Source organism: Nocardia sp. NPDC051030, from assembly GCF_040683015.1.
Taxonomy (GTDB): domain Bacteria; phylum Actinomycetota; class Actinomycetes; order Mycobacteriales; family Mycobacteriaceae; genus Nocardia.
Genome location: NZ_JBFBCD010000004.1, coordinates 281,710 through 303,728, shown reverse-complemented (window position 1 = coordinate 303,728; position 22,019 = coordinate 281,710). Strand labels below are relative to the sequence as shown.

Here is a 22,019-nt window from a genome sequence, read left to right as displayed (position 1 = left end):
ACTGAGGGCTGATGGGTTCGATCAGGGGAGAACGGGGCGTGTGTCACCAGGCGCCGCCGCGGCGATTGGCGTAGAGCTGGTGCAGGCTGGGGCGGCCGTGGACGTGCCAGATGCTGTGGGTGATCCATCCGATGCCGTAGGTGCACCAGGCGATTCCGACGACCACACCGGTGGCACCGAACGCACAGGCCGCGATCACGACGACCGTGATGGCGGTGGCGGCGGGGCGCAACCAGAGTGTGAGGATGAATCGCAGCCGCAAGACCATGCCGATGAGTGGATCGTCGGTGTCGTCGCGGGTGTCGGCGGGCAGGGTGGCGAGGTCGTTGGGGTCCGGGACGGCGGCGAGGTGCCGGTTGCGTCGGGCGGGATGGTTTTTGGGCAGCGCGTCGGGAAACATCGCGTAAAGCTCTCCGGCACTGGGGGTGTCGACGTCGAAGTGGTCGGATGGTGGTTTCGGGGCTTCGATCGCGGGGTCGGCGCCGGCCTGGTCGTCATCGGGCTCGGGTTGGGGTTGGGGCATTTCGGGGTGGTCCTCCTCGGGGTTGTCGGGTTGGTCGTCGTCATGGTTGTGGTGGCCGAAGTCGCGTTCGGGGCTCACACGGGGGCTCCTTTGCCGTGGATGAGTGCGGTGCCGGCGCGCATCCACCGTCCGCGGCGGCCGGGCCTGTGGCCGGGCATCGGTTCCATCGGCAGTAGCGGGATGTGGTCGGGGTTCATGCGGGTGACGCGGCCCCAGATGGCAATGCCGTGGCTGACGTAGACGCAGTCGCCGGGTTCCAAGCGACGCAACAGGTTCGGGTCGATCAGCAGTGCGTCTTGCATGCGGACCTGGCCTTCGTCGCCGTGGCGGTCCTTGAGGGTGTGGCGTGAGGGTTCCAGGGCGCGGCGGGTGCCGTAGAGGGTGACGATCTCGTCGGGACCTTCCAGTCCGAAGCACAGCAGCCCGCCCGACCAGGCCTTCATCAGTTGTTTGGCGTCGCGGTCGGTGCCGGCGAGGGATTCGAAGGAGTGCGCGCCGACGATGCTGGCGACGTCTTGGGAGCGCAGGGCTTCGCAGGCGTCGGTGAGACTGGCGCCGTCGGAGACGCGGGAGTATTCATCGACGGTGAAGGTGATTTCGCGGCCGTGGTCGGTGGCGGCGACCTGCTCGACGAGCTTGATCACGGCTTTGGCTTGGGAGGTGGCGACGGACTTCTGCGCGGTGCCGGGCACGGTGATGAACCAGTAGTCCTTGTCCAGCAACTCGTGGTCGCCGTCGAAGACACCGTCGAGTTCGCGAAACAGGTTGTCGAAGCGGGCGGTCTCGGCGGGCAGGACGGGTTGTTTACCTTGGCAGGCGGCGAGGATGGCCTTCAGTTCTGGCTTGTACTTGGGTGTCTCGGGCATGACGAGGTGGCCTTCGGCGTTGAATTCCCCGCCCCAGGCGTGCCAGAGCCACAGCTCGTCGAAGCGGTTCATGAACTCCTTCGAGCCGTCCGGCTGGTTCTCACCCGGACCTTTGCCCGCGTCAGGGTCGGGGGCGTCGATGATCAGGTGGACCAGGGAGATGCGGAGTTCTTCGTAGAACTTCTGTGCCGAGTCGCTGGCCGCTGCGGTGGGGGCGAGGTCTTCGATGACGTGGCGTAACGGCGCGGGCGGGAGCCACCAGATGCTGAGCTTGTCTGCGGGCACCATCGCAATCCGCGAGGGATGCACGCCGGCGGCGAGCAAGCCAGCTTTCAAATCGGCCCAAGTGACCATGTCCTCGATCCCGCCTTTGCAGGTCAGGAAAAGCCCCAGCGGGCGTTTGGGCTTGATCCCCAACGCTTTCCGCATCGCCTTTGGTGTCGCTGCCGCCGCGAGGTAACGCTCCTGGCTGGCGACGTGGGAGGCGACCGATACCCGGCACAACCCGGTGGTTTTGCCGGAACCAGGTCCACCCAGCACGCCGACGTTCTTGCGGATCGCGCTGTAGGGGATGGTGAGCAGGGTGTCGGTGGTCGATACCAGTTCCCGGGCAACGGATTTGCGGTGCTGGGAGACCTTCACGGCGCGGCGGCCGAGCACGATCTGGCGACGGCCGCGACCGTGGCCGGTAACAAGGGTGAGTGGGGTGGCGCGGGTGGCCAGTTCCCGGGCGGTAGCGAATTTGGCGTCGATCTCGCGGCGCTGCGCACGTTCGGTAGCGGGAATGTCCTTCTTGCCGATGGTGTGCAGCCGGTTGCAGCGCCGTGCCCACCACCAGGTGGCGGCCAACAACCCGACCGGGACACCGGTCACACTCATCTGCAGCAGGCCCGCCAACCACTCGGCGTCAGCAGCCAGGGCCGCCCCGTGGGCGTACAGCTCCAGCGGCGTCCACACCGATGTCGTCATCGCCGCCGTTGTGATCGGCAGGACCAGCGAGCCGGCCGTGTAGTTGCGCAGCCTGGCCGGGTCCCATCCGCTGCGAGCTGCCGCGGCAGCACCGACGGTGAACACGATGCCGCCGAATCCGATCGCCGTGCCGGCGTCGGCGAGCAATCCGGGCAGATCATGCAGCCAGGGCACGTCAGGGTTCAGACTCGCGTCATGGGTGTTCATGAAGTGCAGCCAGCCCGGTTCATGCTGGGCCGCGGCGGGAGTTGAGCTGACTACCAGCGGGTGCGCTTCGTTCGGTGCGGAGACGGTTCCGCAGTCGTAAGCGGTGATGACCGGGCGACATTCGGTGGCTGGTGCGGGAATCGCGGTGGTCGGTGCCGGGACGGGTGTGGTGGGTCCGCAGTCGAGTGGGGTGATGAGTGGCTGGCAGTTGTTGTCGGACGGCACGGGGAATCGGTGGAAGATGTTCACGAGGCGCGCTCCTCTCGTGTCGTCGTGATGGCGGGCAGGTCGATGGAGCGGGCGTCGAGCACGCGCTGCAGCGACCGCAACCGGATGTCCGGATGTGCGGGGATGCGGCCGGTGGTGATGAGCTCGGTGACCGCGCGTTCGAGGGCGTTGCCGATACGGTCGTCGGCGTAGAGGTAGAGCAGCCCGTCCCCGACCGCGCGCGCCTTCTGGTAGGCGTTGAACACGGTGTGTACCAGGCGTTTCCGGGATGGCCGCTTGAGCGTCAGCTCCACCTCGACCGACAGCCAGGTCCCGCGATACAGGTAGCGGCCGTCGTGCACGTGCCCACGTGCGAGTGGGGCCGGGGGGTTAGGCAACAGGCCGGCGCGGTCGACGATCATCAGTCCGCTGGGGCGCTGTCCGGCCGCGATGGCAGCGTCGCGCAACAGCTTTCGCTCGGGCACCCACAATGCGGGATCCAAGCCGCACAGTGCGGCGCGGGCGCGGGCCACGGCGAGCTTGTGGACGATGTTGGTGCGGGTCGGGTTCCACCCCGACACCGGGTGGCTGAGCTGCTCGGCGACGACGGCCGGCCACGGCCAGATCACCGTCACCTCTTGCGCGGCGTTGTCGGGGAAGATCGACACCGACCGGAGCACACCGAAGCCGTTGCACCACCGGTCGATCAACGCGTAGGTGCGGCTGCGTTCGGTGCCGCACAACAGCTGGGCGGTGCCGAAGTCGAAGCACCACTGCTGACTGCCGAACCCGGTCACCAGGTCGTCGCGTTCGGTCCAGCGCAGGCGCGGGTTCGGGTGGGGTCGGCTCATCGGTCCAATCCCCAATCCAGCTCGGCCGGGGTCGAAGTTGCGAGCGCGGCGAGTTGCCGATCGCGTTGGACGGCGCGTTTGGTGACACCGAGCTGCTCGGCGATCTGAGAGGCCGCCAGCCCGAGGCCGGTCAAGGTCCGGACCTGTTCGCGCCGTTCGGCCTTGGTCGAGGCGGGAGTCCATCGAGCCCGGATCGGGCGTGCGTCGCGGCGGTCGATGCTGTCTTCGTCCCATTCGAACGGCAGCGGCCAGCCGTGGCGGCGTCCGTAGTCGCGGGCGCGGTCGGACGGGCCGGGGGTCATCTGCAGGCGGTCGAACAACTCCCGGATCGCGCGTTCGCGCTTGGCGGTGAGGGTCTGCCCGGTCGCGCCCGCGGCCCGGTTCGGGCGCCCCACCAGCGCGGCCATCGTGGTGTGCGCCGGATCGATGCCCAGTTCGCGGGCAAGGTGTGATTGGGGATAGCCGTGCGCGACAAGGGCTTGGATGCGTCGGCTGGCACCGAGGATCGGCACCAGCGCGTTGTCGGCGGTGACGTCGGCAGGCCGCTCGGGAACCGCGACGGCGAGGACAGCGCGTTCGACCGCAGACTGGATCCGCCCGGTGTCCGGATCCGTGATGTTGAAGACGGTGCTGCGGCTGATACCTGCCAGGTCGGCGACCTGCGCCGGGCGCAAGCCGGCGGCGACCAACGCAGCGACGTGTTCCCGGGCGGCGTCGACAGGCACGCGGGGTCGCCAACGGCCGTAAGCGATTTGGCGGCGGCGGTACTGGTTGTAGGAGGCGGCGCACATGCCGCGGCTGAAGTCTCCGGGGCCGCCGCATCCACAGCGGCACATCGGGACTCGATCGGGATTCGTCATCGGTCCAGTCCCCAATCCAGATCCGGGCGCGCCCATCCGGGCTGGGCCGGCGCCGAGACCGGCGACGGCCGGCGCGGACCGGTAGTGGATCCGCGCTCGTGCAGACCGGTGCGATAGCGGGCGAGCTGATCGGGCAGCACGACATGCAGGTCGTTGATGTCACGACCAGCATCGAGGTGGTCGGACAAGTCCTTGCCGACCGCGGCATGCAGCACGTCGACGTGACCGACCGATCCGCGCACTCGCTCGAATACCTGTGCGGCATGCTTGAATCCGGGCCGATCCCGGTCCGCGACAATCACTACACGTGCCGCGCCGCGTAACTGCCGGGCGTGCTCGGGACTGAACTTGCCCGCGCCGCCCGCATTGCAGGTGGCCGGGTATCCCGCGCGGATGGCGCGGTCGACGTCCTTTTCGCCCTCGCACACCAGGATCGGATGCCGCTGCGCGATGGCCCACGCAACCAGCGGCGACTGATACAGCACGGGCGCGAATCCACCGGGTACCCAGAGTTGTTGGTCATGATCCCAGCGCCGTTGGCTGAAGGTTTTCTCGATGCCGTGCTCGTGCGGGACCGCGTACCGGATCACCTGCCCGACCGGGTCATCGTTGCGGGTGGTGTAGATGTAGGTCTGCACCCGCCATTTCGGGCCCGTCACTGCACCGAGGTCACGTTGTGGTGTCTGTCGCTGCGGTGGTCGGACTGCCCTGTCCGGCGGTGTGTTTCGTGCCTGCGGCTCCCGAGGCCGCGCCGGATTGCGGCTGCGGTCGGGGAGATGGTCGAACAGGTCTCGCACACGCAGGCTCGCCTGATCGAGGACGTCTTCTTGCTGGCATCCGCTGAAGCAGGTGACGATGGTCTTTTCGCGGCGCGAGTCGTACTTCACTCCAAGCGAGGGTGTCCAGTCTCCGCGGCCTTGCCCGTGCGACGGGACCGGGCAGCGGAACTTCATCCACTCACCGGACTGGTTGGCCGCTTCGGTCGTCACCTGGCGCAGCGCGTCCACGATGCGGTCGAATGACGCACCATGCGTATCCCCGGTCATTGCGGCTCCGGGAAGTTCTCGACTGTCCAACCGCCCTTGGCGCGCTGCAGCTTCGAGACCTGCTTGCCCTTGCGCCAGTGATTCCAGGCCGCGACGATGAGCCCGATGTATTCGCGGTCACTGACGCGCAGCCGGGCGGTGCGGATGGTGTCGAAGCGCTCACGCAGCGCGAGGATCGGAGATCCCGCGTCAAGTCCCACCCCGGTGTCCCACAGCCGGACGAACTCAGCCGCGGCCAGGTCGTCGATCTCCGACAGCCGGATCGCGACCGCGCACGCCACCGCGGGTCGACACTTCAAGCGCGCGGCGACCGTGGCGAAACGTTCGGCGCGGGTAACGAGGTCGGGGAAAGTGTCGGCGAACTCCACAACTTTGGTCGTCGAGACCGGGATGCCGCCGCGCACGACGTCACCGAAGAGATTTCCCTCCATCCACACCAGGTAGACGCGCAAGGCAGCGGCAACCATCGTGGTGTTGTGGCCGGCCAGTCCCGTAAGAGTGAGCTGGTCTCCGGGACTGCGTTTGGCGCCCTGGTCCATCGTCACCTGGGCGTCGCGAGACAAGCCGCGCACCACCAGCATCGGGAACACTTTTCCGCTGGTGCGGGCGATGGCCATCAGCCGATGCTGACCATCGAGCAGTGTGCCGTCGGCGGCGATTTTGATGGCTTCGCCGTTGAAACGCCAACGGCCGGAGTTCATGTCGTCGAGATACTGCTGAACACGGGTTTCGCGGACGGTGCGGTTGTTGTGGTTGGACTCCAGCATCCGGCGCGCGGTTGCGGCGTCGAAGTTGACGATCTCATGGGTGACCGGATCGTTCGGCTGGTCGGAGTTCACGAGGTACACGGGTCTTCCCCTTCGGGCTGGTCGGTGATGTTTTCGGGCAGGCGGTTGAGGGCCGCCTGCAGGGACTGCAGGGCTCGCTCCAGGTCACTGCGGTGTCGGTGAGCAATCTGGGCCGCATAGCGGTCGAATCGGTTGTCGTCCAGGAGCCGGGTCAGGCTCGCGGTGTTCTTGACCAGCTCGCGCCGGACCATGTCGAACGACTCGGTGATCGGTTTCCGCTTGGGTGCCGGTGAGCTCTTTGCGGCGCGACCAGTCCGTGTGTGCGGTTCTTCGAGGACGAGGAAGTCGGCCTCGACGTCAGGCGGAATCTGTTCCGAATCAATTGGCTTCGGGCTATACGCCTTGCCGTCCTTACCGACGATCCCGGCAGGTGGGTGGTTTTCATCCACCTGCGAGAGGTCCTTACGGACGGTGCCTCGATCCAGTCCCGTGGCCGCCGCGATGGCGCGCGTGCTCATGCCGATTTCGCGCAGCGACGCAACGACTTCGGAACGTTCCTCACGGGGGATCTTGATGCGTACCCCATCAAACTCGTTGGCGCAGTATTCATCCCAAGAGCGGTAGCTCAGCGCGGCCCAGGCGCGGGAGAGATACGCCTGTCCGATCAGCTTCCAGATCTTCTCGGCGCACTCTTTGATGCGGTCGGTCAATTCCCGCGCGGACTCTGCGGTCACGATCTCGCCGGGTTCGTGCGGATCACGGATGGGCTGCGGGTTCATCGGCCCTGCCCCCGATCCCGGTCGAGGAACTCGCCCGATGCCAGCCATTGCCCCGGAACCCGGCCCGGTGTGTGCACCGCCGGTGAGGTGGGAAGGTTCACGTGAATCACCCGGTCCCGCAATTCGGGATGCGCGGGAAGGTGCGTGGCCAGGTGAGGAATCTGTTGCACCGGTGTCGGTACCGACTGCTCGCGAGCCTGTGCCTCGGCGTCGCGAATGAGCTTGACCGCGTCGCGTGCGTCCACACCGATGTCGTGCGCCAGTTCTCTGATGCGTGGCCAATCTCGCCGCGCCAATGCCCGTACGCGGTAGCTGGTGGACAGCTTCGCGACCAGGAGGGCGTTGCGTGCTTGTTCCGGGCTCAGGTCGTCGCGACCAGGTAGCCACGACACCTGCCAGCCGTGTTCGCCGGCGTGCGCGGTGTGCGGGAGTTCGTCGAACCACATCCGCTGTGCTTCCATTCGAATGCCGTTGGTGTGGTCGCGATTTGGGACGCTCATCGATCCAGCCCCCAATCAAGATCCGGCCGCGTCGGCAGAGGTCCGTCGGTGACCTCGATGCCGGGCGCCGAGGTCACCTCCCAGTGCGAGCCGGCGGCGGCGAAGTCGGTGCGGGCGATCCCGTGTCGTTCCGACGCGCGAAGCTGATGCTCCCGAGTGGCTTTGGCCAGCGCCATCAGCTGCTCCGGGGTGGCCTCGCGTTTCGGGGCGGCCTGATCGATTCGGTACAGGTAGGCGGCCAACGGTTCCCGCCCGCCGGGGCGCGGGCGCAGCACCTGGGCCGCGATGTCCTGGCCGTTCGGTCGCAACCCTTGCGTTCTCAGTTGGCGGCGAGTGGCCAATCCGTCCGGCGCGGTGCCCCAGTAGTAGGTCGGCACTCCGAACCGCTCGCCGGTGGCATCCGGCAGGTCTCGGGAACTGGCGTTGTCGGGTCCGATCATCGATCCAGCCCCCAATCTCGCTCCAGCTCAATCGAGTTCGCGGTCTTCACACCGGCAGAGGCGGTGATCTGGAGGAGCCCGACGGCCTCGTTGACGGTCAGCCCCAGCGATTTCGCCCAGGTCGTGGCCTCCAAGCGATCCGGTGCCACGGCCAGTCGCATACCGGCTTTGGCCTGTCCGGGGGTGAATTGGCGTCCCGGCAAGCCGGTGAACACCCACTTGCCGTCACCGACGTCCCTCGCTTGATGCGCGGTGGCATCGGAATGCATCACGCCGTGATCGACGGTGATCGGCGGGATCGCCGGTGCGGCGGCGCGTGCCCATTCGGCCGGACCCCAAACTTTGGGCAGCTTCATCGGTCCAGCCCCCAGTCCAGTTCCTGGTGATACAGGTGGCCGATGAGCCCCTGGACACGGTCGAGTTGCCTGCCGAGCTGTCCGGCTGTATCCGCTGCGTCACGCAGTTCGGCAGCCGCGGCTTCGGCGGCGACCTGAGCCGTATGCTCCGACGTGGACGCCTCAGCCGAACGCTGTTGGTCGTGACGGAGACTGGGATCTTGGGCGAGACCAACCGACCACCGCGCCAGGTTCTGCAGAACCTCGCCCTGAGTGTGTGTGGAGTGGGCGAGGTTTCCGAAGAGGGGATAAGCACCTGGGGCGCTAGGCAAGGTCTCCTGCGGGTTGCAGATAGTGGCGTGTGCGAGATACCGATTCAGTTCGCCCATGGCGTCCGCGGCAGCAACGAGCGACTCGGCGGTATACGGGCCGTCCAATGGCCAATGCCGGTGTACGACGTCGGCGCCGTCGATCGGATCGGGAGTGTGGTGAGTGTTCATCGCGTCACCCCTGGCAGCACGCATTCAGCCGGGAGTACCGCGACCGGTTCAGCTCCAGGGCCGGGACACACGACAACCGCCGGGTGTTCGTAGGTGCGATGGCTACATAACAGAGCGCCGGCGTACATGCCTGTCGCGAAGATCAGCGCGAGGATGAGCAGCATCACCCGGTGCTTCGGCGAGATAGCGTCAGCAGTGCGCAACGTCGGGCCAGAGGAACCGAATATGCTGTCGCGCAAAGTATTTGCAGTGACGTATCCGCGGTACCCGCCGACGGTGTAGCCGCGGTGATTCTCTGGGGTCATCGCCGCATCCCCCGCCGATAGGTGTGGCGTCGCCACAATGCCCAAAGCACGACCAAAAAGACGACGGCTAGGAAAGTGCTTGGAGCGGTAAAGAATACGAGCACCGCCAGCACGAACAGGACCGCGAGGATCGGGGTTGGCAGCATCACAGCGCACCCCCGGCCGGCAGCTCCAGTACTGGCGGGACTGATTTCGTGGCCGCGACCATGTCGGCGATACCTGCGCTCAGCAGTTCGCGCAGCAGAGTGGCCTGCTCCAGCGTGAGCTGCATCCCCATCTCGTCGAAACAGTTCGAGGTGACCGAGACGACGAGCCGTTCGATATTGCTGGCATAGCGAACCTTGAACGACCCGCGAACACTCGAAGTGGCGAAAACGCCGTCGGTGTCGACTTGGCCGCCGTACTCATTGACGTTGGAGACGTGCGCTCCGAGGAAGTCTCGCATCAGGCCACCCCGCGACCGTGGCGCCGATTGAAGCGTGCGAACTGCGAGATGGCGAGGAGCTGTTGCGCTCTCCATGCCCGCTCGGCGGGCGACAACAGATTGTCGGGATCGACTGCTCGCTCGAAGCGGGCCAGGGTGCGTGGGCGCACCGACTTGCGGGGTGGTTTGGACGTGTGGGAATCAGATGTGGCCATCCGGCCAGCTACGATGGACATGCCTCAGGAGTCCTGTCTCTGGGGGCGTAGGAAATTGCTGAAGCGGGTGCAACCGCTTTGGTTGTCAACTCCCCGGCAGCTGGAACTGCTGGGGAGTTCTTGTATCTGGGCCTGGCACGCCGAATCGCTGAAGCGTTCGGCGGAATTTTTTGTGTCGGATCTGAACCCGGCTCGCATTTTGCGATCAAGAATCAGTCAATGTGTGAGCCCTCCGTCCGTTTCGGCCCACTGACATATACTGCATCATACTGATGTGTATCAGTGTGCGCAATAGGTGATATGCACCAGTACAGAGCGGACGCACGTAAACTGCTCCCATGGAGAGCGCGACCTCGGCGATGGCCGCCTACGAGCGAGTCGCGGCGGCCATTAGGGACGACATCCGCAGCGGCACGCTCCAGGATGTTGACAACAAGCTGCCCGGACATCGTCGGCTGGCTCAGAGATATGACGTCTCGCTCGGCACGGCGCAGAAAGCAGTTCACCTTCTTGAGAAGGAGGGGTGGCTCAGCGCAAGGCCGGCCGTCGGCGTGTTCGTCAATATTCCGCTGCCTGAAGGGGATCCGACCATGCTGACCTCGTCGATTCACGATCAGCTCAGCGAACTTCGTTCCACGACAGCCGAACTGGCAACCAGGATCGAGCGGCTCGAACGCGCACTGCGCCGCTCTGACTCGTGATCGAGGTCGTGGTGAATCGCTCATGTGTCCCAGGCAACACCTACGAATAGGTCTGATGACACTGTTCCCAGTGCTCACTCAGAGGCTCACTGCTACTCACAGGGGGAGGCACGCCAGTGCCGGACGAGATTGCGAACTTCGTTGGTGAGCTGAAGCGGTGGAGGGAGAACCGCGGTCTCTCCCAGGTGCGGCTCGCGCAGGCGATACAGTACGACCGCTCGTACGTCTCAAAGATCGAGAACTTCCAGGAATTCCCAAGCGCCGACTTTGCGCGCCGCGCTGACGAGGAACTCGTAGCCGGCGGTGCCATCAAGCGTGCGCATAGGCTTGCCATGCAGTCGCAGGGAACCCGGCTGCCGAAGGCCAGCACCGCCAGCGGACAGCCCGCGCATGATTCAGGTCTCGTTGTCGAGCTCGACGAAGCCATACTCGAATATGATCACCGCACTGGTACCTACCGTGCCTCGCAACGTCGGCGAATTAGAAACTGCAGCAATGAGCCTATCTACCGCTATCTGATCAGAATTTCCGTCGACCGTCACCCCGGCTCGCCCGAGCAATCAAATGAGTTATATCGCAACAACCCGTTGACCTGGGAAGAGCTAAGCCTCGCAGCGCAATGTGACGACGAACCGATGACATGGAGAGTTCAACATGATCGTGACGCGTTCAAGGAATTATGGCTCTTGTTCGAGAACGATGGATCCCGATTTCCCCTGTACCCGGGAGAATCTGCTGAGATCCGGTATTCATACACGGTAGGTGACGAAAAGTGGGGGCAGTGGTTTCAGCGGGCGATTCGTCTTCCGACCGACAAAATAATCGTTCAACTAGACTTTCCGGCGGAATTAAGTCCGAAGGTTTGGGGCATGGAAACATCCATGAGCGCCGAAGCAATGCCGTTCCGCGACGCTATCCAGCGCATCGCTGTAGCTGATCGAGTCCGATTTTCATGGAGTACCAACGACCCTCCACTGCATGCACGATACCGACTCGAATGGCGCTTCAAGAACCATCACCCTAAGGATGAAATGACCAGTTCCAAAACGCTCCCCAGTGAGCAAATGGCATCACTTGGAATAGTCCAAGACGGCGACTCCATCCTCACGGCCACCGCGCGAAGGTTCGATCTTCCCATGGAAGCGGATGACGCGCGACGTGTGATTGCCGAACTACAATCCGCGCTAAACAGAGTCGCTAGCGTACACACGTTTAGCAAGGGGATGGGAATCGCGGCGCCGCAGGTAGGAATATCTCGATCCGCGGCTGTCGTACGGGCTCCCGACGGGGCAATGATCACACTATTGAACCCGGTTGTCATCGAGGAGTCTGTGAGTATTGATATCCAATACGAAGGATGCCTCAGCTTCTTCGACGTGCGCGGAAAGGTACCTCGACCGCTGGCGATCCATGTTGAGCACGTCGACATCGAAGGGCGCACTCAACTAACGGTATTCAAGCAAGGACTTGCACGCCTGGTCGCACATGAGATCGATCACCTCAATGGCCGCTTGTATCGTTCCCGAATGCTCCCGGACACCGAACCGATTCCGCTCGCTCAGTATCAAGGCACTGGAGAGCAGTGGAGCTATCCAAGCCAATGAGAGATATTAGCGATTTACACTTTGTTGTTGCTGGATCATATGTCGCAGATTGTATCGTCAATACCGATCGCATACCTGATTGGGACGACAACATAATCGCTAAATCGGTTCAGCTCACTCCTGGCGGAAAGGGGCTGAATCAGGCAATTGCTCTGGCACGTCTCGGTGCGCAAGTAACCGCTCTGGGTGTTGTCGCAGAGGATCCTGCCGGATTGTCCATACTAGATGCTTTGCAAACCAATGGTGTCGATACTAGCCTGATGCGTCACGATGCCGAGAACGGCACTGCAATTTGCGTCTGTTTCGTGGGAGACCACGGACAAACGGCCTTCATCTGGAGGACGCCGGATAGCATGGCCATCACGCCCGCTGACGTGCGGCGTGCATCGGATAGGCTGACAAGCGCCGACGGCATAATCATGACTCTGGAAATGCCAGTCCCAACCGCAAAGGAAATACTCTCGGTGGCCCAGGGTGGTGTCGCGAAGGTTGCTCTACAACCCTTTCCGGTACCTCACGGGACACATACGCTATCCTTCGATTCCGTTGATATGATTGTGCCGAACCTCGCTGAATCTCGGACCCTGGCCGAAAGGCTTGGTATATCCCCATCAGCTGACACGATGATGCTATCCAGTCAGCTGCACAAGAAGACCGGAGTTCCGCAAGTTGTAATAACATGTGGCGAACTCGGTTGTGTGAGCTTCTCGGAGGGCAGTATCCAGCAATTCTCCGCCCATCACGTCGACAAGGTGATCGACACAACCGCCGCGAGCGACGTGTTCACCGCATACTTTGCGGCGTCGGTAGTTGCCGGATCTTCCATCGAATCGGCGATCAATAGTGCTTTGACCGCCGCGGCATACACAATTCAGCGTCCAGGCGGATACGATTCGATTCCCTGGACGGCACTGGGGGAAGCGCAGTGACTTTCCAGCCGCTTGAGCCGAGTGCCTAGGTTCTTGAGACACCCCAGTGCTCCGGGCATGGTTCTTATTCGATCTCGTCAGCCCACCTTGAATGCCAGCGGTGTCGGCGGATTCGAACGTGTGACCCGCGGCTACGGGCTACATGGGCCTGAATCACGGTGAGCCTGAAGAATCACGCGATGCCGTTCATTGCCTGTCTTCCCCTTCGCATGAGCCGCAGTCCCGACACATGCGCACATACCGATGCTCGCGGGCAATGCTGGGTGCCCATTCACCCCACACATGACCGCGCAGTGCACACTCAGCAGCTGCAATGCACAGATCGCAGGTGAGCTGGTAGCCGTCGAACTGCCAGCCTGCCGCTGTCGCGGGATCCGAAACATACGCGACCGCCTCATCGACGGATGCAAACACCTGTGGCACCGTCGCCTCATCCGGACCGAACACTCCACTGCAGCCGTTGCAGTGCACGACGATGAATGTCTCAGCGACGAATCCAGATCTGGCTGCCGCCGTTGGTAGTAAGAGATCGGCATGCGCTTGGATCGCAGTTTCGCGCCACGTGCCGTCGACGCGTTCTTCCACCACCAGCCGGTATTCCTCTAGCCCGACCAGTGACGCCAACACCGTTGCGATATCGCCACGCTCGCCGTTCAATCGCAGCCGCACAATCCCGGTCATGCGACGCCGCCGAATAGCTGGCGCAGCTGCTCCTGGAATTCGCTGTCAGCGGCCAGCGCGGTGACGTCCGCGCGCGCGAACCGGCCGACCATGTTCGGCTCGATCTTTTTCATATGCACGGCAACCATGAATTGCCCTCCGCGCCAACCCAGCATGGCGCTGGCTTCCTGGTCGCTGACCGTAGCGGTGGTTCCTTGTTGGCGAGCGGTGACCACAGCATCCACCTGTTCGACAGCCAATGCGTCGACCTTGGCGGGGGCGAACAGCGCATGAGCTTGCCAGTCATCTGGTGGTTTGTAGGTTCCGACGACCTCGAGATGACCGCGCTCGGCCAGCACGCGAATGTCATTGGGTACCACATCACGATTGACGCGTTCCGCCAGTAGCGGTGCGCACTTGGTTGCGCCCAGCGGTCGGATTTTGCCGAACCGCCCCTCGATCTCCGACACCAGCCGACGGATCTGTTCGACTTGTTCTGCCGACCAGCTTTTCTCATCGGCCGGGTTCGGCAGCATCCCGACGAACTTCGCGCATTCGAGCTGCCACGGCTGCAACTCGACCCAGCTGGCGACCGTGGACAGATCCCAGTTGATCGTCATCATTTCCCCTGTTTCGAGATCTTGTGCGATGGAGGAAGTATGAGCTCCCACTCCGACAAGTCGAGGGCGGCAACGTCGAAACAATCGGAGTAACAACGGAATTGACTCACTCATCCATACCGCATAAGAGGTAAAATGAGAGGTCGGGCTTAGGGCCGATGATCCGACTACCTCTTAGGAGGAGAGAGGGGGTTGAGTGGCTATCGGGGGACCGCTGGCAACGGCGATCGATTCTGTGTGGGAAGGCATCCGACTACGGCATCCGGAGGTTCCGGACGCGGTGGTCACAGTCGCATCGGGTTCAGTAGGGCAAGGCCGGGCGGTGCGGCGGGGGCATTTCGGTCCGGATCGATGGCAGCGTGCCGGGGTGTGGATGCCCGAGTTGTTCGTCGGCGCAGAAGGTTTAACGGCAGGTGCGCCGGAGGTCCTCGGCACGCTGCTACACCAAGCAGCCCACGGGATCGCGAGGGCGCGGGGCGTCGCTGAATCCAGCGACAACGGCCGCTATCACAACAAGAAGTTCAAGATCCTGGCCGAGGAGGTGGGGTTGGTGGTGGCTCGGCATCAGCGGTTCGGATGGTCGTTGACAACGGTTCCGAACGCCACGGCCCGCCGATATCACGGTGAGATCAACTTGTTGAGCCGCGCGATCGTGGCACATCGCCGGCCCGAGCACGACGCGGCGGATACCGACTCCGTACCGGCGGATCCCGATACCACTGACAACGATCATGAGGACGGTGAGCGGGGTGATCGGTCACGCGACCGCAACGGTCGGCCGCTGTTGTGCCAGTGTCGGCCGCCCAGACGAATCCGCGCGCACAAGAAGATCATCGACGCTGGACCGATCCTGTGCGGAGTGTGTCGAACACAGTTCACCGCGTAAGAGGGAATCCTCCTGGATGACGACGTGTGGTCCGGCTCAGAGCAGCCACCACAGCAAAGCAGCTATCGCAATGATCACGATCGCGACGGCGATGAGCGCAAAACAGCCGTCGAGGTCCTCGGCAGCGGGTTGTGGCTGCGGACGCCGTTGTGGCCGAGGGTGATTCGAAACAGGATCCGGGAGCGGCGGAGCCGACACTGTGGAAGCGACCTCCGCAGGAGCGGTCACCGGACCGAAATCATCATCGGCATCGGCATCGGCCGAGGCTCGAACTTGGTCGAGTTCGTTCATTCGTACCCAGCCGGGTTTTGGCCGCCCGCGCTTGTCGAGCGGCATGCCGGCTTCTCCGGGTGGGAGCCAGCATCGTTGGCCGCCCAGCACCTCGTCGAGGAATTCGCGGATCGACATGCCGGTTTGCTTCAAATGCGGCGGGGTGGTGGTGGTGTCGAGGGCAAATACGGTGGCAAGGATGCGCATGTCGGCGTAGTGGTCGAGGACTCCGGACGGGTCCTCCCACGGCGTGAATTCGGGGGTGTCTCGGTCCCATCGAATGCGTCCGTCGTAGATCTTGAATCGAACCGACGGCAACTGCGTGAGAGCCTCGCGCACACTGACATTTGTCCACGCCACGTCGTGGGCGACGAACCATATTGTGTCGGCACCGTTGTCGCGCCGGCTGTCTGTACGGTCCCGAAACGCGGTGGGGCGCAGTTGAACTTCGAGGGCGGTGGCTGGCTTGGTGACGAAGACATCGGCGCGGGTGAGTGGATGCTCGGGAATGGCGGTGTACCCGAGTTCTCGGCAGGTGGTGAGAATCAGATCCTGGACCCACCGGTGTTTCGGCGTCATCGGGCCACCACCATCGGATCCGCCGTTCCAATGGTCGCAGCCACCGCGATGGTTCGGGCCCAGCCAGAGGTGGCGATCCACCTTGCTCTTCGGGTTCTTCGGCCGCGGGAACAGTCGTACCGTGCAGCCGGGCTCGGGACATTTCAGTGCGTTGCTGTTGTCCAGCATGGTCTGCCAATCGGCATTGTTGAGAACCCATAGGGTAGGGGAGTCCGGTCGGTTTTGTAATACCGCGTGCCGCTTAGTAATCCGCGATACCGGATGTGTATGTCGCTGACTCACAACATGATTCGTAGCATCAGACTCTGACAATTCCGACCAATCGGCACTATCTACCGCGTAGGAGGAAAGCGGGTTACCTCTTACGCGGTCGTTCGACGAGAATCCTCCGCGCGCCTTGCCTTCACTGCTTAAGAGGTAACTTTGATTCCCGCCGGTGCCTCCTTGGCAGTGGGTTCTCTGCATCGTCCCGTACCGACTGTCATGCACGTTGGCCTTGGCTCGAATTACCGCATAAGAGGGAGGTTTCTGTATCCACGTCTGCGCGCGACCCGTATCAGTCTCTGCTTCTGCTGACCGCATGCCGGCCGCCCAGGTCAACTACCTCAGCAACTCGCCCGATGCCGGTTATCCCTCGTGCCGGTCAACTTTTCGTCTAGTCTCCTTCGTCCAGTTCTTAGTCCGTCCAGTCTCTTTCGTTACTTTTTTATACCTGTTTGTCCCTCCGACCAGCCTTTACAACTCAACTGTCTGTCTGCCTGCCGCACGGACACTAAATGCACCCGCAGGGGGTGTTTAGTGTCCGTGCGGCAGGCAGACAGACGCCACCTCGAAAACCGCTGGTCGGAGGGACAAACAGGGGCGGATCACCGGGGGTGGACAGCTATCCGTACCCAGTTGTCCGCCCCTTTTGAAACCTGTTGAGGGGTAACCGCTTCCGCCTGCCTGTCGGCGGCGGGGTGCACCATTGTCCCCATGGGCGCCTACGACCACATCAATACGATCGGGACTGCCCCGAGTTCCATCAACGCCGAGGCGGCGGTCAGCGCGCTTAGTCCAGAGGGGTTTGGGACCCGGGTTCGGCCGCTGGGGAATCGGTGGGTGCATCACTAGAGGGAGAGCGGTCGATGGGTGGCGCTAGAAGCAGTTGCAGCGCCAGTCGGGCTCGCGTGTCATCGCGCAAGGTGGTATCGCTGATGGTTGTGGCAAGCTCCCGTGCAGCGGTGAGCCGACGATCGTCACGGCTCTCCTCGCGCAGCATCGATCCCTGTTCGCCCATACTGCGTCGGGCGCGGTTTGACTGCACAAAAAACACCGAGGAAGTGATGTTGATGACGACGCCGGCGCTGGTGGCGACGATGCTAGCGTAGCGGTCGCCGATTCCCGGGGCGTTCCAGATTGCCAGGACGATCCCGCTCAGCAGCACAGTCGAGCCCATGACGGCAAAGGCGAGGCTTACTCGAAAGCTATTGCGGGCCTGTGCAAGTCCCTGGGTATACATCTCTCGCAGGATTGCTTCCTGCTTCTCCATCGAGTCGGAAATACGTTCTGCGCCCGGGTCTTTGATAAGCCCTTCTAACGACTGGACTACGGCGTTGTCGCCGACATTGACGGTGATCCGAGGCGTGAAATCCTTGTCGATCCGCTCACGGATTCGGTCGGCCTCGCCGTTGTAAGACGATACTGCCGAGGACATCGCCGAGAGACTCACAAACATCACCGGGATCAGTGCGCCAACCATCGCCGCGTCGGGGGCGCTGTGCACGACGCCGGCCACCAGTGCGGCGATCATGAACTCAGCCGCCAGCTGCACCAGGTACAGCTGCGGTCGAATCGTCGTCCATATCCATGAGCCCGTCGCTGATTTGATGCCGAGCACCAAAAAGCCACGGGCGGTTACTACGCCGAGGATCCCCCACAGGGCAAAGGCCCAACCAGACATGCGTCAGGACGTTAGCGGGCCCCGCGACGTCGCGCCATGGCATGCCTCGACGTTCGCCGAGGCACTACGTTTCGCCTGTAGCCTTCTACCAGGTACGCGAGTCGGCGCGGCAAATTCAGGGGAGGGTGAAAGTCGGTGGGTGAGCGGGAGCCGGAAGCCGCTGAAAACTGGAGGCTTTGGCTCGTTGACCCACGAGTCAATGCACGGGTGAACAAGCTGATGGCCGAGGCCGGGATCAAGAACGACATCTCAAGCATGCCTCTGGATGCCCTTAAGAGCTCGCTTGTGCAGCTCGAGGACTGGATCGAAAACGCCCGCCTGCCCGGAAAAAGGTACCAACTCTTGGATGGGACTGTGGGCTCATACGACGAAGCCCTCCCTTTCCTTCTGAACCGACGACGCGACGTCATCGACCGGATCGGAATCCTGTCAAGGCAGGAGGAGATCGCCGAGATCAAAGACGCTGTCGAGGAGAAGGTTCAGGATCCGAAAGTGCGGCAAGAGCTTTCGAACCTGGTCTCCGAGATTGTGAGGCGGCAAGAGGAGCTGACGGCAAAGCTCCAGGCTCAGGATGACGCGGATGCGAGGGAGATCCGGAAGATCGAGCTCCAGGAACGCCGCTGGGACATGCGGAAGAAGGTGCTTGATCGGGAACCCGCCGCCGTCCTCATCGGAGGGCTTCTCCTGCTCTTGCTCAGCGTCGCTTTGGTCATCGCCATGTTCTGCCATACGCCTGTGCCGGAAGTGTTGACTAGTATGGTTTTGCTGATCTTGGGGTACTTCTTCGGTCAAACAGCGAGCGGCCGAGGCAAGTCCGGCCACGATGAAGCCTGAACCACCATGGCCGGACAGATGGATGTCCGATAAGGTCGCCCGTACTCTTCAGGACCCCAACATGATTCATGTCCATGTCTATCCTGGCGGACTGTCAATGTGTACGGGAGGATGCATACGTGGAAGATGATCCATCGAGCAAGAGCTCAGAGAGTCCAGACGTCAGCCCCGGTGCCATGCTGGGGTTCAAAGAACGAAGCCTAGCTCTCGTTCTCGGCGTTACGACCGGGACTTCAGGGACTATCGCGGTGTTCGTATCCGAAAACCAAGCTGGTACGGCTGCGCTATTCATCGTTTCGGCTGCCCTGCTGCTAATGGCGGTGCAGGGAACTCCCTTGACGCGCTTTGGCTCTGGTGAGCACAGCGTCGAGTTCGTGAGACGTCAACTCGGTCGTGAACTGATTCAGCAGGGAAGGCTAGAGGAGAGCGCCGAGGCCGCCCGCGCCTACGTCGAGGCAGCTTCTATTGTCGAGCCGAGCATTGGCGGGAATTCATCGATCACGGGGCTCCAATATGAGACGACTGTTGGTGAAGCTCTGACCCGCCTGTCTGATTCCCCAGTGCGTCGCGGGGTTTTCGATCGCAATGTTGATTTCTTTGTGCGGTATGAGAATACAACGATCGGGGTGATTGTGAAGTGTACTCAGAATCCAGTGAGTCTTGGTGTCTTGCAACACCTGGTTGACAAGGTGGAAAATCGTGTATCTCCAATTGCGATCGTCGTTGATAAGGCATCCTCTCGTGCGCTCGATCAGTTTCCAAACTGGCTAGATGAATCGAAGCGACCGAACGTTAGGCTCGTGGAATGGCACAGTGCTGACGATGATCATGCCTTGCAGTCAGCTCTGGCCGACCTTGCCGGCACCATCTAGTGAGGGTTATCGTCGCTTCCCGCCACAAACCCTCCACAAATTCCGGTGGTGTCTCGATAGAATCGGACCGCACGCAGTAGTCTCTGATTTCGTGAATTGAGGGTTAGCTCAAGGCGCACATGGAGTTTCGCGCTATGCTTGAGGTTCGGAGTTGTATGCAGTAGTGAAAGATTCAACCACTCGGCAGGTTTCTGGTTCGAGTCCAGATGGGGGAGCCTTTTTCGGCCCCTGACCAGCGGATCACTCAGCAGGGTCAGGGGCCGAACTCGTACCTGGGTAGCGATAATCGTCGATAAGTCGTCGCTAAGTCGCCGCGCCTTCCTTTTCGTTCTGATCTTCGAGGCCACGAAGGCGGTCTCTCGTCGCTGCGTCGTGGATCACCACTGCGGTGTTGTGGTGGACCGCGCCGCGCCGCATGTACTTGCGCACTTTCGACACCGACCGGGTTTCCCGACGAGTGCAACACTGCCGCGGCACAGACCTGCGCTGTCTACCTCGCTGCGGGATCGGTTGTGTGCCGGGGTGATCGAGCTTTAGCAAACCTAAGGTCCTGGTCCGTAGGCTTCTCGACTCGTGAGAGTTTTCATCGCGGCTTGGCTCGCGTATGCCACGGCCTTGCTGGTTAGCAGTCGTGACCTGTTTACCCGGATCGTGTACGAGGAGGGGGATTCGGCGACGGTCTCGATCCAGGTGCTTGCGGCGAAGCATTTCGAGCTTCTCGTGGGTAACTACTCTCGTGTCGGGTTTCATCATCCTGGGCCGGGGTTCGTGTACGTGCACGCCTTCGGTGAGTGGCTTTTCTACGATGTGTTGCATCTGGTGCCGACACCTTGGAACGGTCAAGCGGTCGCTGTTCTGTTGCTCAACGCCACGATGCTGGCGCTGGTGCTGAGCATCGTCCACACCTGGTATCCGTCCTGGTCGCTTGTCGCCGGGCTCGGTGGTGCGAGCTTGCTTTTCGTCAGTACCCAGCGCGAACTGATCAGCGGGCACTGGTTCGCGTACCTGTATTTCGCGCCGTTCCTGGTCTTGTTGGTCGCGGTGTCCTCGGTGGTGGCCGGGCGCACCGAACACCTGTGGATCGTGGCGCTGTCCGGCGGGTTGCTTATTCATGGGCATGCGGAGTTCTTGTTCTTCGTGCCGTTGTTGGGCGGGGCGGCACTGTATTTCGTGTGGCGGCGCAAGTTGGCGGTGGCCAAGAAGGACTGGTGGTTGTTCGGCGCGATCGCGGCGTTGTTCGCTTCGACGATCGTGCTCGACGCGATCGTGAACTTCCCCGGGGAGCTCGTGAAGTACGTCCGATACGGCGGCGGTAACGCGATTCATATGCCGTGGACGGCGGCGTCCTACACGGTGCAGTTCTGGGGGCCGAATCGGGTGCTGGGCTTCATCTCCCTTGTCGCGCTCTTCGCTCTTGTCGCGGTGCTGGCGCGCGGGGAGAGGTTCCTGCAGAGCGCTTGGGGGTTTTGCGCGGCGACTGTGGCGCTGATGTCGGTGTACGCGATGGTGGGTATCGATCACATCAATGAGGCATATATCGGCTACTTTTCGTTCGCGGTGCCGCTGTTGATGGTCCTGCTTCTCCTCATCGGTGTCACCAGGCGGGTCGATCAGCTGAGATACGCCGGTGTCGGCGTGCTCGTTCTCGGGATTGTGGTGAGCGGAATGACACACGTGCTGTCCAACCGGCGCAACGAGATAGTCGGCGTGCCAGGCACTTTGGACGCGATGGCGAGAACGGCCGGGAGTCGGCCGATCGTGCTGGAACGCCTTCCGCACGAAGCGTGGGCCGAGGTCGCGACCCTCGTTCTGAGCGGTGCACGCGACGACGTTCGGGTGTGCGCCGACGACGCTGAACGTATGGAGATACTGGTAACCGCCGCGTTCGTCTGCAGCCCAGCCGAATTGGCCAGCGGTGCCCGGTTCGTGGTGACCAGGAGCGATGCCGGAACACCCCGCGGTCGGGTCATCGGCGAGATCAGCCAATCAGGTGGCGGCCGTCGGAGTTGGGTGAGCGCGCTCGACTGACCCAACATGCCCTGGCGGTCGCCTGGTCTGATTCCGTCTTCTATGGGGTGGATGATCGCGGTAGCCTCGCCGGTATGACGGACCCGGGGGTCATGGACTGGCTGCTCGACTCTGATCCGGCGTTGCGGTGGCAGGTCGAGCGGGATTTGCTGCGGGCGCCGGAGGCGGTGTGGAGCGAGACGCGGGGAAGAGTATCTGTTGGGGCGGGGGCTCTATCGGCGGCTGTCGACGGGGGAGGCGGTTGCGCCGTGGGCGTTGCGGTTCGCTTATCCGTTTCGG

At 62.8% G+C, this 22,019-nt stretch carries 24 protein-coding genes; 7 read left to right on the top strand and 17 right to left on the bottom strand.

Translation table 11 applies throughout. The features are described 5' to 3' along the window. Positions 1 to 43: 43 nt before the first annotated feature. The 13 genes from AB0N05_RS15050 to AB0N05_RS14990 form a co-directional block, all read right to left on the bottom strand. Entirely contained in the window at positions 44 to 601 is a 558-nt protein-coding gene (locus tag AB0N05_RS15050) for a hypothetical protein (protein WP_364693122.1), read from the bottom strand. After that, on the bottom strand, positions 598 to 2,814 hold the full coding sequence (locus AB0N05_RS15045) for a hypothetical protein (RefSeq protein ID WP_364693120.1): 2,217 nt from the start codon (positions 2,812 to 2,814) through the stop codon (positions 598 to 600). The genes AB0N05_RS15050 and AB0N05_RS15045 overlap by 4 nt, the downstream gene beginning before the upstream one ends. Continuing rightward, the gene (locus tag AB0N05_RS15040) at positions 2,811 to 3,623 is read right to left on the bottom strand and encodes a hypothetical protein (protein WP_364693117.1); all 813 of its coding nucleotides are present in this window, start codon (positions 3,621 to 3,623) and stop codon (positions 2,811 to 2,813) included. The genes AB0N05_RS15045 and AB0N05_RS15040 overlap by 4 nt, the downstream gene beginning before the upstream one ends. After that, positions 3,620 to 4,483 carry a hypothetical protein gene (locus AB0N05_RS15035; protein WP_364693114.1) on the bottom strand — a complete coding sequence of 288 codons (864 nt, stop codon included), beginning with the start codon at positions 4,481 to 4,483 and terminating at the stop codon, positions 3,620 to 3,622. The genes AB0N05_RS15040 and AB0N05_RS15035 overlap by 4 nt, the downstream gene beginning before the upstream one ends. Further along, positions 4,480 to 5,529, bottom strand: a complete 1,050-nt coding sequence (locus AB0N05_RS15030) for a hypothetical protein (RefSeq protein WP_364693111.1) — start codon at positions 5,527 to 5,529, stop codon at positions 4,480 to 4,482. Before AB0N05_RS15030 ends, AB0N05_RS15035 begins: the two co-directional genes overlap by 4 nt. Beyond that, the gene (locus tag AB0N05_RS15025) at positions 5,526 to 6,368 is read right to left on the bottom strand and encodes a hypothetical protein (protein ID WP_364693108.1); all 843 of its coding nucleotides are present in this window, start codon (positions 6,366 to 6,368) and stop codon (positions 5,526 to 5,528) included. The genes AB0N05_RS15030 and AB0N05_RS15025 overlap by 4 nt, the downstream gene beginning before the upstream one ends. Beyond that, complete coding sequence (locus AB0N05_RS15020; protein ID WP_364693105.1) at positions 6,365 to 7,096, bottom strand: hypothetical protein; 732 nt, start codon at positions 7,094 to 7,096, stop codon at positions 6,365 to 6,367. Before AB0N05_RS15020 ends, AB0N05_RS15025 begins: the two co-directional genes overlap by 4 nt. After that, positions 7,093 to 7,596, bottom strand: coding sequence for a hypothetical protein (locus AB0N05_RS15015; RefSeq protein WP_364693102.1), 504 nt, complete (start codon positions 7,594 to 7,596; stop codon positions 7,093 to 7,095). The genes AB0N05_RS15020 and AB0N05_RS15015 overlap by 4 nt, the downstream gene beginning before the upstream one ends. Beyond that, a complete protein-coding gene (locus AB0N05_RS15010) occupies positions 7,593 to 8,036 on the bottom strand; it encodes an RRQRL motif-containing zinc-binding protein (protein ID WP_364693099.1) in 444 nt (147 codons plus the stop codon). Before AB0N05_RS15010 ends, AB0N05_RS15015 begins: the two co-directional genes overlap by 4 nt. Beyond that, positions 8,033 to 8,392, bottom strand: coding sequence for a hypothetical protein (locus tag AB0N05_RS15005; protein ID WP_364693096.1), 360 nt, complete (start codon positions 8,390 to 8,392; stop codon positions 8,033 to 8,035). The genes AB0N05_RS15010 and AB0N05_RS15005 overlap by 4 nt, the downstream gene beginning before the upstream one ends. Then, positions 8,389 to 8,871, bottom strand: coding sequence for a hypothetical protein (locus AB0N05_RS15000; protein WP_364693093.1), 483 nt, complete (start codon positions 8,869 to 8,871; stop codon positions 8,389 to 8,391). Before AB0N05_RS15000 ends, AB0N05_RS15005 begins: the two co-directional genes overlap by 4 nt. Before the next feature lie 450 nt (positions 8,872 to 9,321). Next, complete coding sequence (locus AB0N05_RS14995) at positions 9,322 to 9,621, bottom strand: hypothetical protein (RefSeq protein WP_364693090.1); 300 nt, start codon at positions 9,619 to 9,621, stop codon at positions 9,322 to 9,324. After that, positions 9,621 to 9,836 carry a hypothetical protein gene (locus tag AB0N05_RS14990; RefSeq protein WP_364693087.1) on the bottom strand — a complete coding sequence of 72 codons (216 nt, stop codon included), beginning with the start codon at positions 9,834 to 9,836 and terminating at the stop codon, positions 9,621 to 9,623. Before AB0N05_RS14990 ends, AB0N05_RS14995 begins: the two co-directional genes overlap by 1 nt. A gap of 317 nt (positions 9,837 to 10,153) precedes the next feature. Between AB0N05_RS14990 and AB0N05_RS14985 the strand changes: the two genes are divergently transcribed. The 3 genes from AB0N05_RS14985 to AB0N05_RS14975 all read left to right on the top strand — a co-directional run bounded on the left by AB0N05_RS14985 (position 10,154) and on the right by AB0N05_RS14975 (position 13,049). Continuing rightward, positions 10,154 to 10,516: a winged helix-turn-helix domain-containing protein gene (locus tag AB0N05_RS14985; protein ID WP_364693084.1), complete on the top strand. Its 363-nt coding sequence runs from the start codon at positions 10,154 to 10,156 to the stop codon at positions 10,514 to 10,516. A 116-nt stretch (positions 10,517 to 10,632) separates the two neighbouring features. Next, on the top strand, positions 10,633 to 12,120 hold the full coding sequence (locus AB0N05_RS14980; RefSeq protein WP_364693081.1) for a peptide deformylase: 1,488 nt from the start codon (positions 10,633 to 10,635) through the stop codon (positions 12,118 to 12,120). Further along, positions 12,117 to 13,049, top strand: coding sequence for a PfkB family carbohydrate kinase (locus AB0N05_RS14975; RefSeq protein WP_364693078.1), 933 nt, complete (start codon positions 12,117 to 12,119; stop codon positions 13,047 to 13,049). Before AB0N05_RS14980 ends, AB0N05_RS14975 begins: the two co-directional genes overlap by 4 nt. Positions 13,050 to 13,235: 186 nt before the next feature. Here AB0N05_RS14975 and AB0N05_RS14970 read toward each other — a convergent pair whose 3' ends face one another. Continuing rightward, positions 13,236 to 13,730 carry a hypothetical protein gene (locus AB0N05_RS14970; protein WP_364693076.1) on the bottom strand — a complete coding sequence of 165 codons (495 nt, stop codon included), beginning with the start codon at positions 13,728 to 13,730 and terminating at the stop codon, positions 13,236 to 13,238. Next, positions 13,727 to 14,443, bottom strand: a complete 717-nt coding sequence (locus tag AB0N05_RS14965) for a hypothetical protein (protein WP_364693073.1) — start codon at positions 14,441 to 14,443, stop codon at positions 13,727 to 13,729. Before AB0N05_RS14965 ends, AB0N05_RS14970 begins: the two co-directional genes overlap by 4 nt. A gap of 259 nt (positions 14,444 to 14,702) precedes the next feature. Between AB0N05_RS14965 and AB0N05_RS14960 the strand changes: the two genes are divergently transcribed. Next, positions 14,703 to 15,215: a hypothetical protein gene (locus tag AB0N05_RS14960; protein ID WP_364693070.1), complete on the top strand. Its 513-nt coding sequence runs from the start codon at positions 14,703 to 14,705 to the stop codon at positions 15,213 to 15,215. Between the two features lie 36 nt (positions 15,216 to 15,251). Here the strand turns inward: AB0N05_RS14960 and AB0N05_RS14955 are convergent, their stop codons facing one another. Together AB0N05_RS14955 and AB0N05_RS14950 are read right to left on the bottom strand one after the other, a co-directional pair. Then, positions 15,252 to 16,529, bottom strand: a complete 1,278-nt coding sequence (locus tag AB0N05_RS14955; RefSeq protein ID WP_364693067.1) for a hypothetical protein — start codon at positions 16,527 to 16,529, stop codon at positions 15,252 to 15,254. Positions 16,530 to 17,115: 586 nt separating this feature from the next. Further along, entirely contained in the window at positions 17,116 to 18,006 is an 891-nt protein-coding gene (locus AB0N05_RS14950) for a hypothetical protein (protein WP_364693066.1), read from the bottom strand. A 135-nt stretch (positions 18,007 to 18,141) separates the two neighbouring features. On the opposite strand from AB0N05_RS14950, the gene AB0N05_RS14945 reads away from it, so the two are divergent. The 3 genes from AB0N05_RS14945 to AB0N05_RS14935 all read left to right on the top strand — a co-directional run bounded on the left by AB0N05_RS14945 (position 18,142) and on the right by AB0N05_RS14935 (position 21,740). Further along, a complete protein-coding gene (locus tag AB0N05_RS14945; RefSeq protein ID WP_364693063.1) occupies positions 18,142 to 18,840 on the top strand; it encodes a hypothetical protein in 699 nt (232 codons plus the stop codon). A gap of 119 nt (positions 18,841 to 18,959) precedes the next feature. Then, on the top strand, positions 18,960 to 19,712 hold the full coding sequence (locus AB0N05_RS14940; protein ID WP_364693061.1) for a hypothetical protein: 753 nt from the start codon (positions 18,960 to 18,962) through the stop codon (positions 19,710 to 19,712). 573 nt (positions 19,713 to 20,285) lie between these two features. Then, a complete protein-coding gene (locus AB0N05_RS14935; RefSeq protein WP_364693058.1) occupies positions 20,286 to 21,740 on the top strand; it encodes a hypothetical protein in 1,455 nt (484 codons plus the stop codon). Positions 21,741 to 22,019 lie beyond the last annotated feature (279 nt).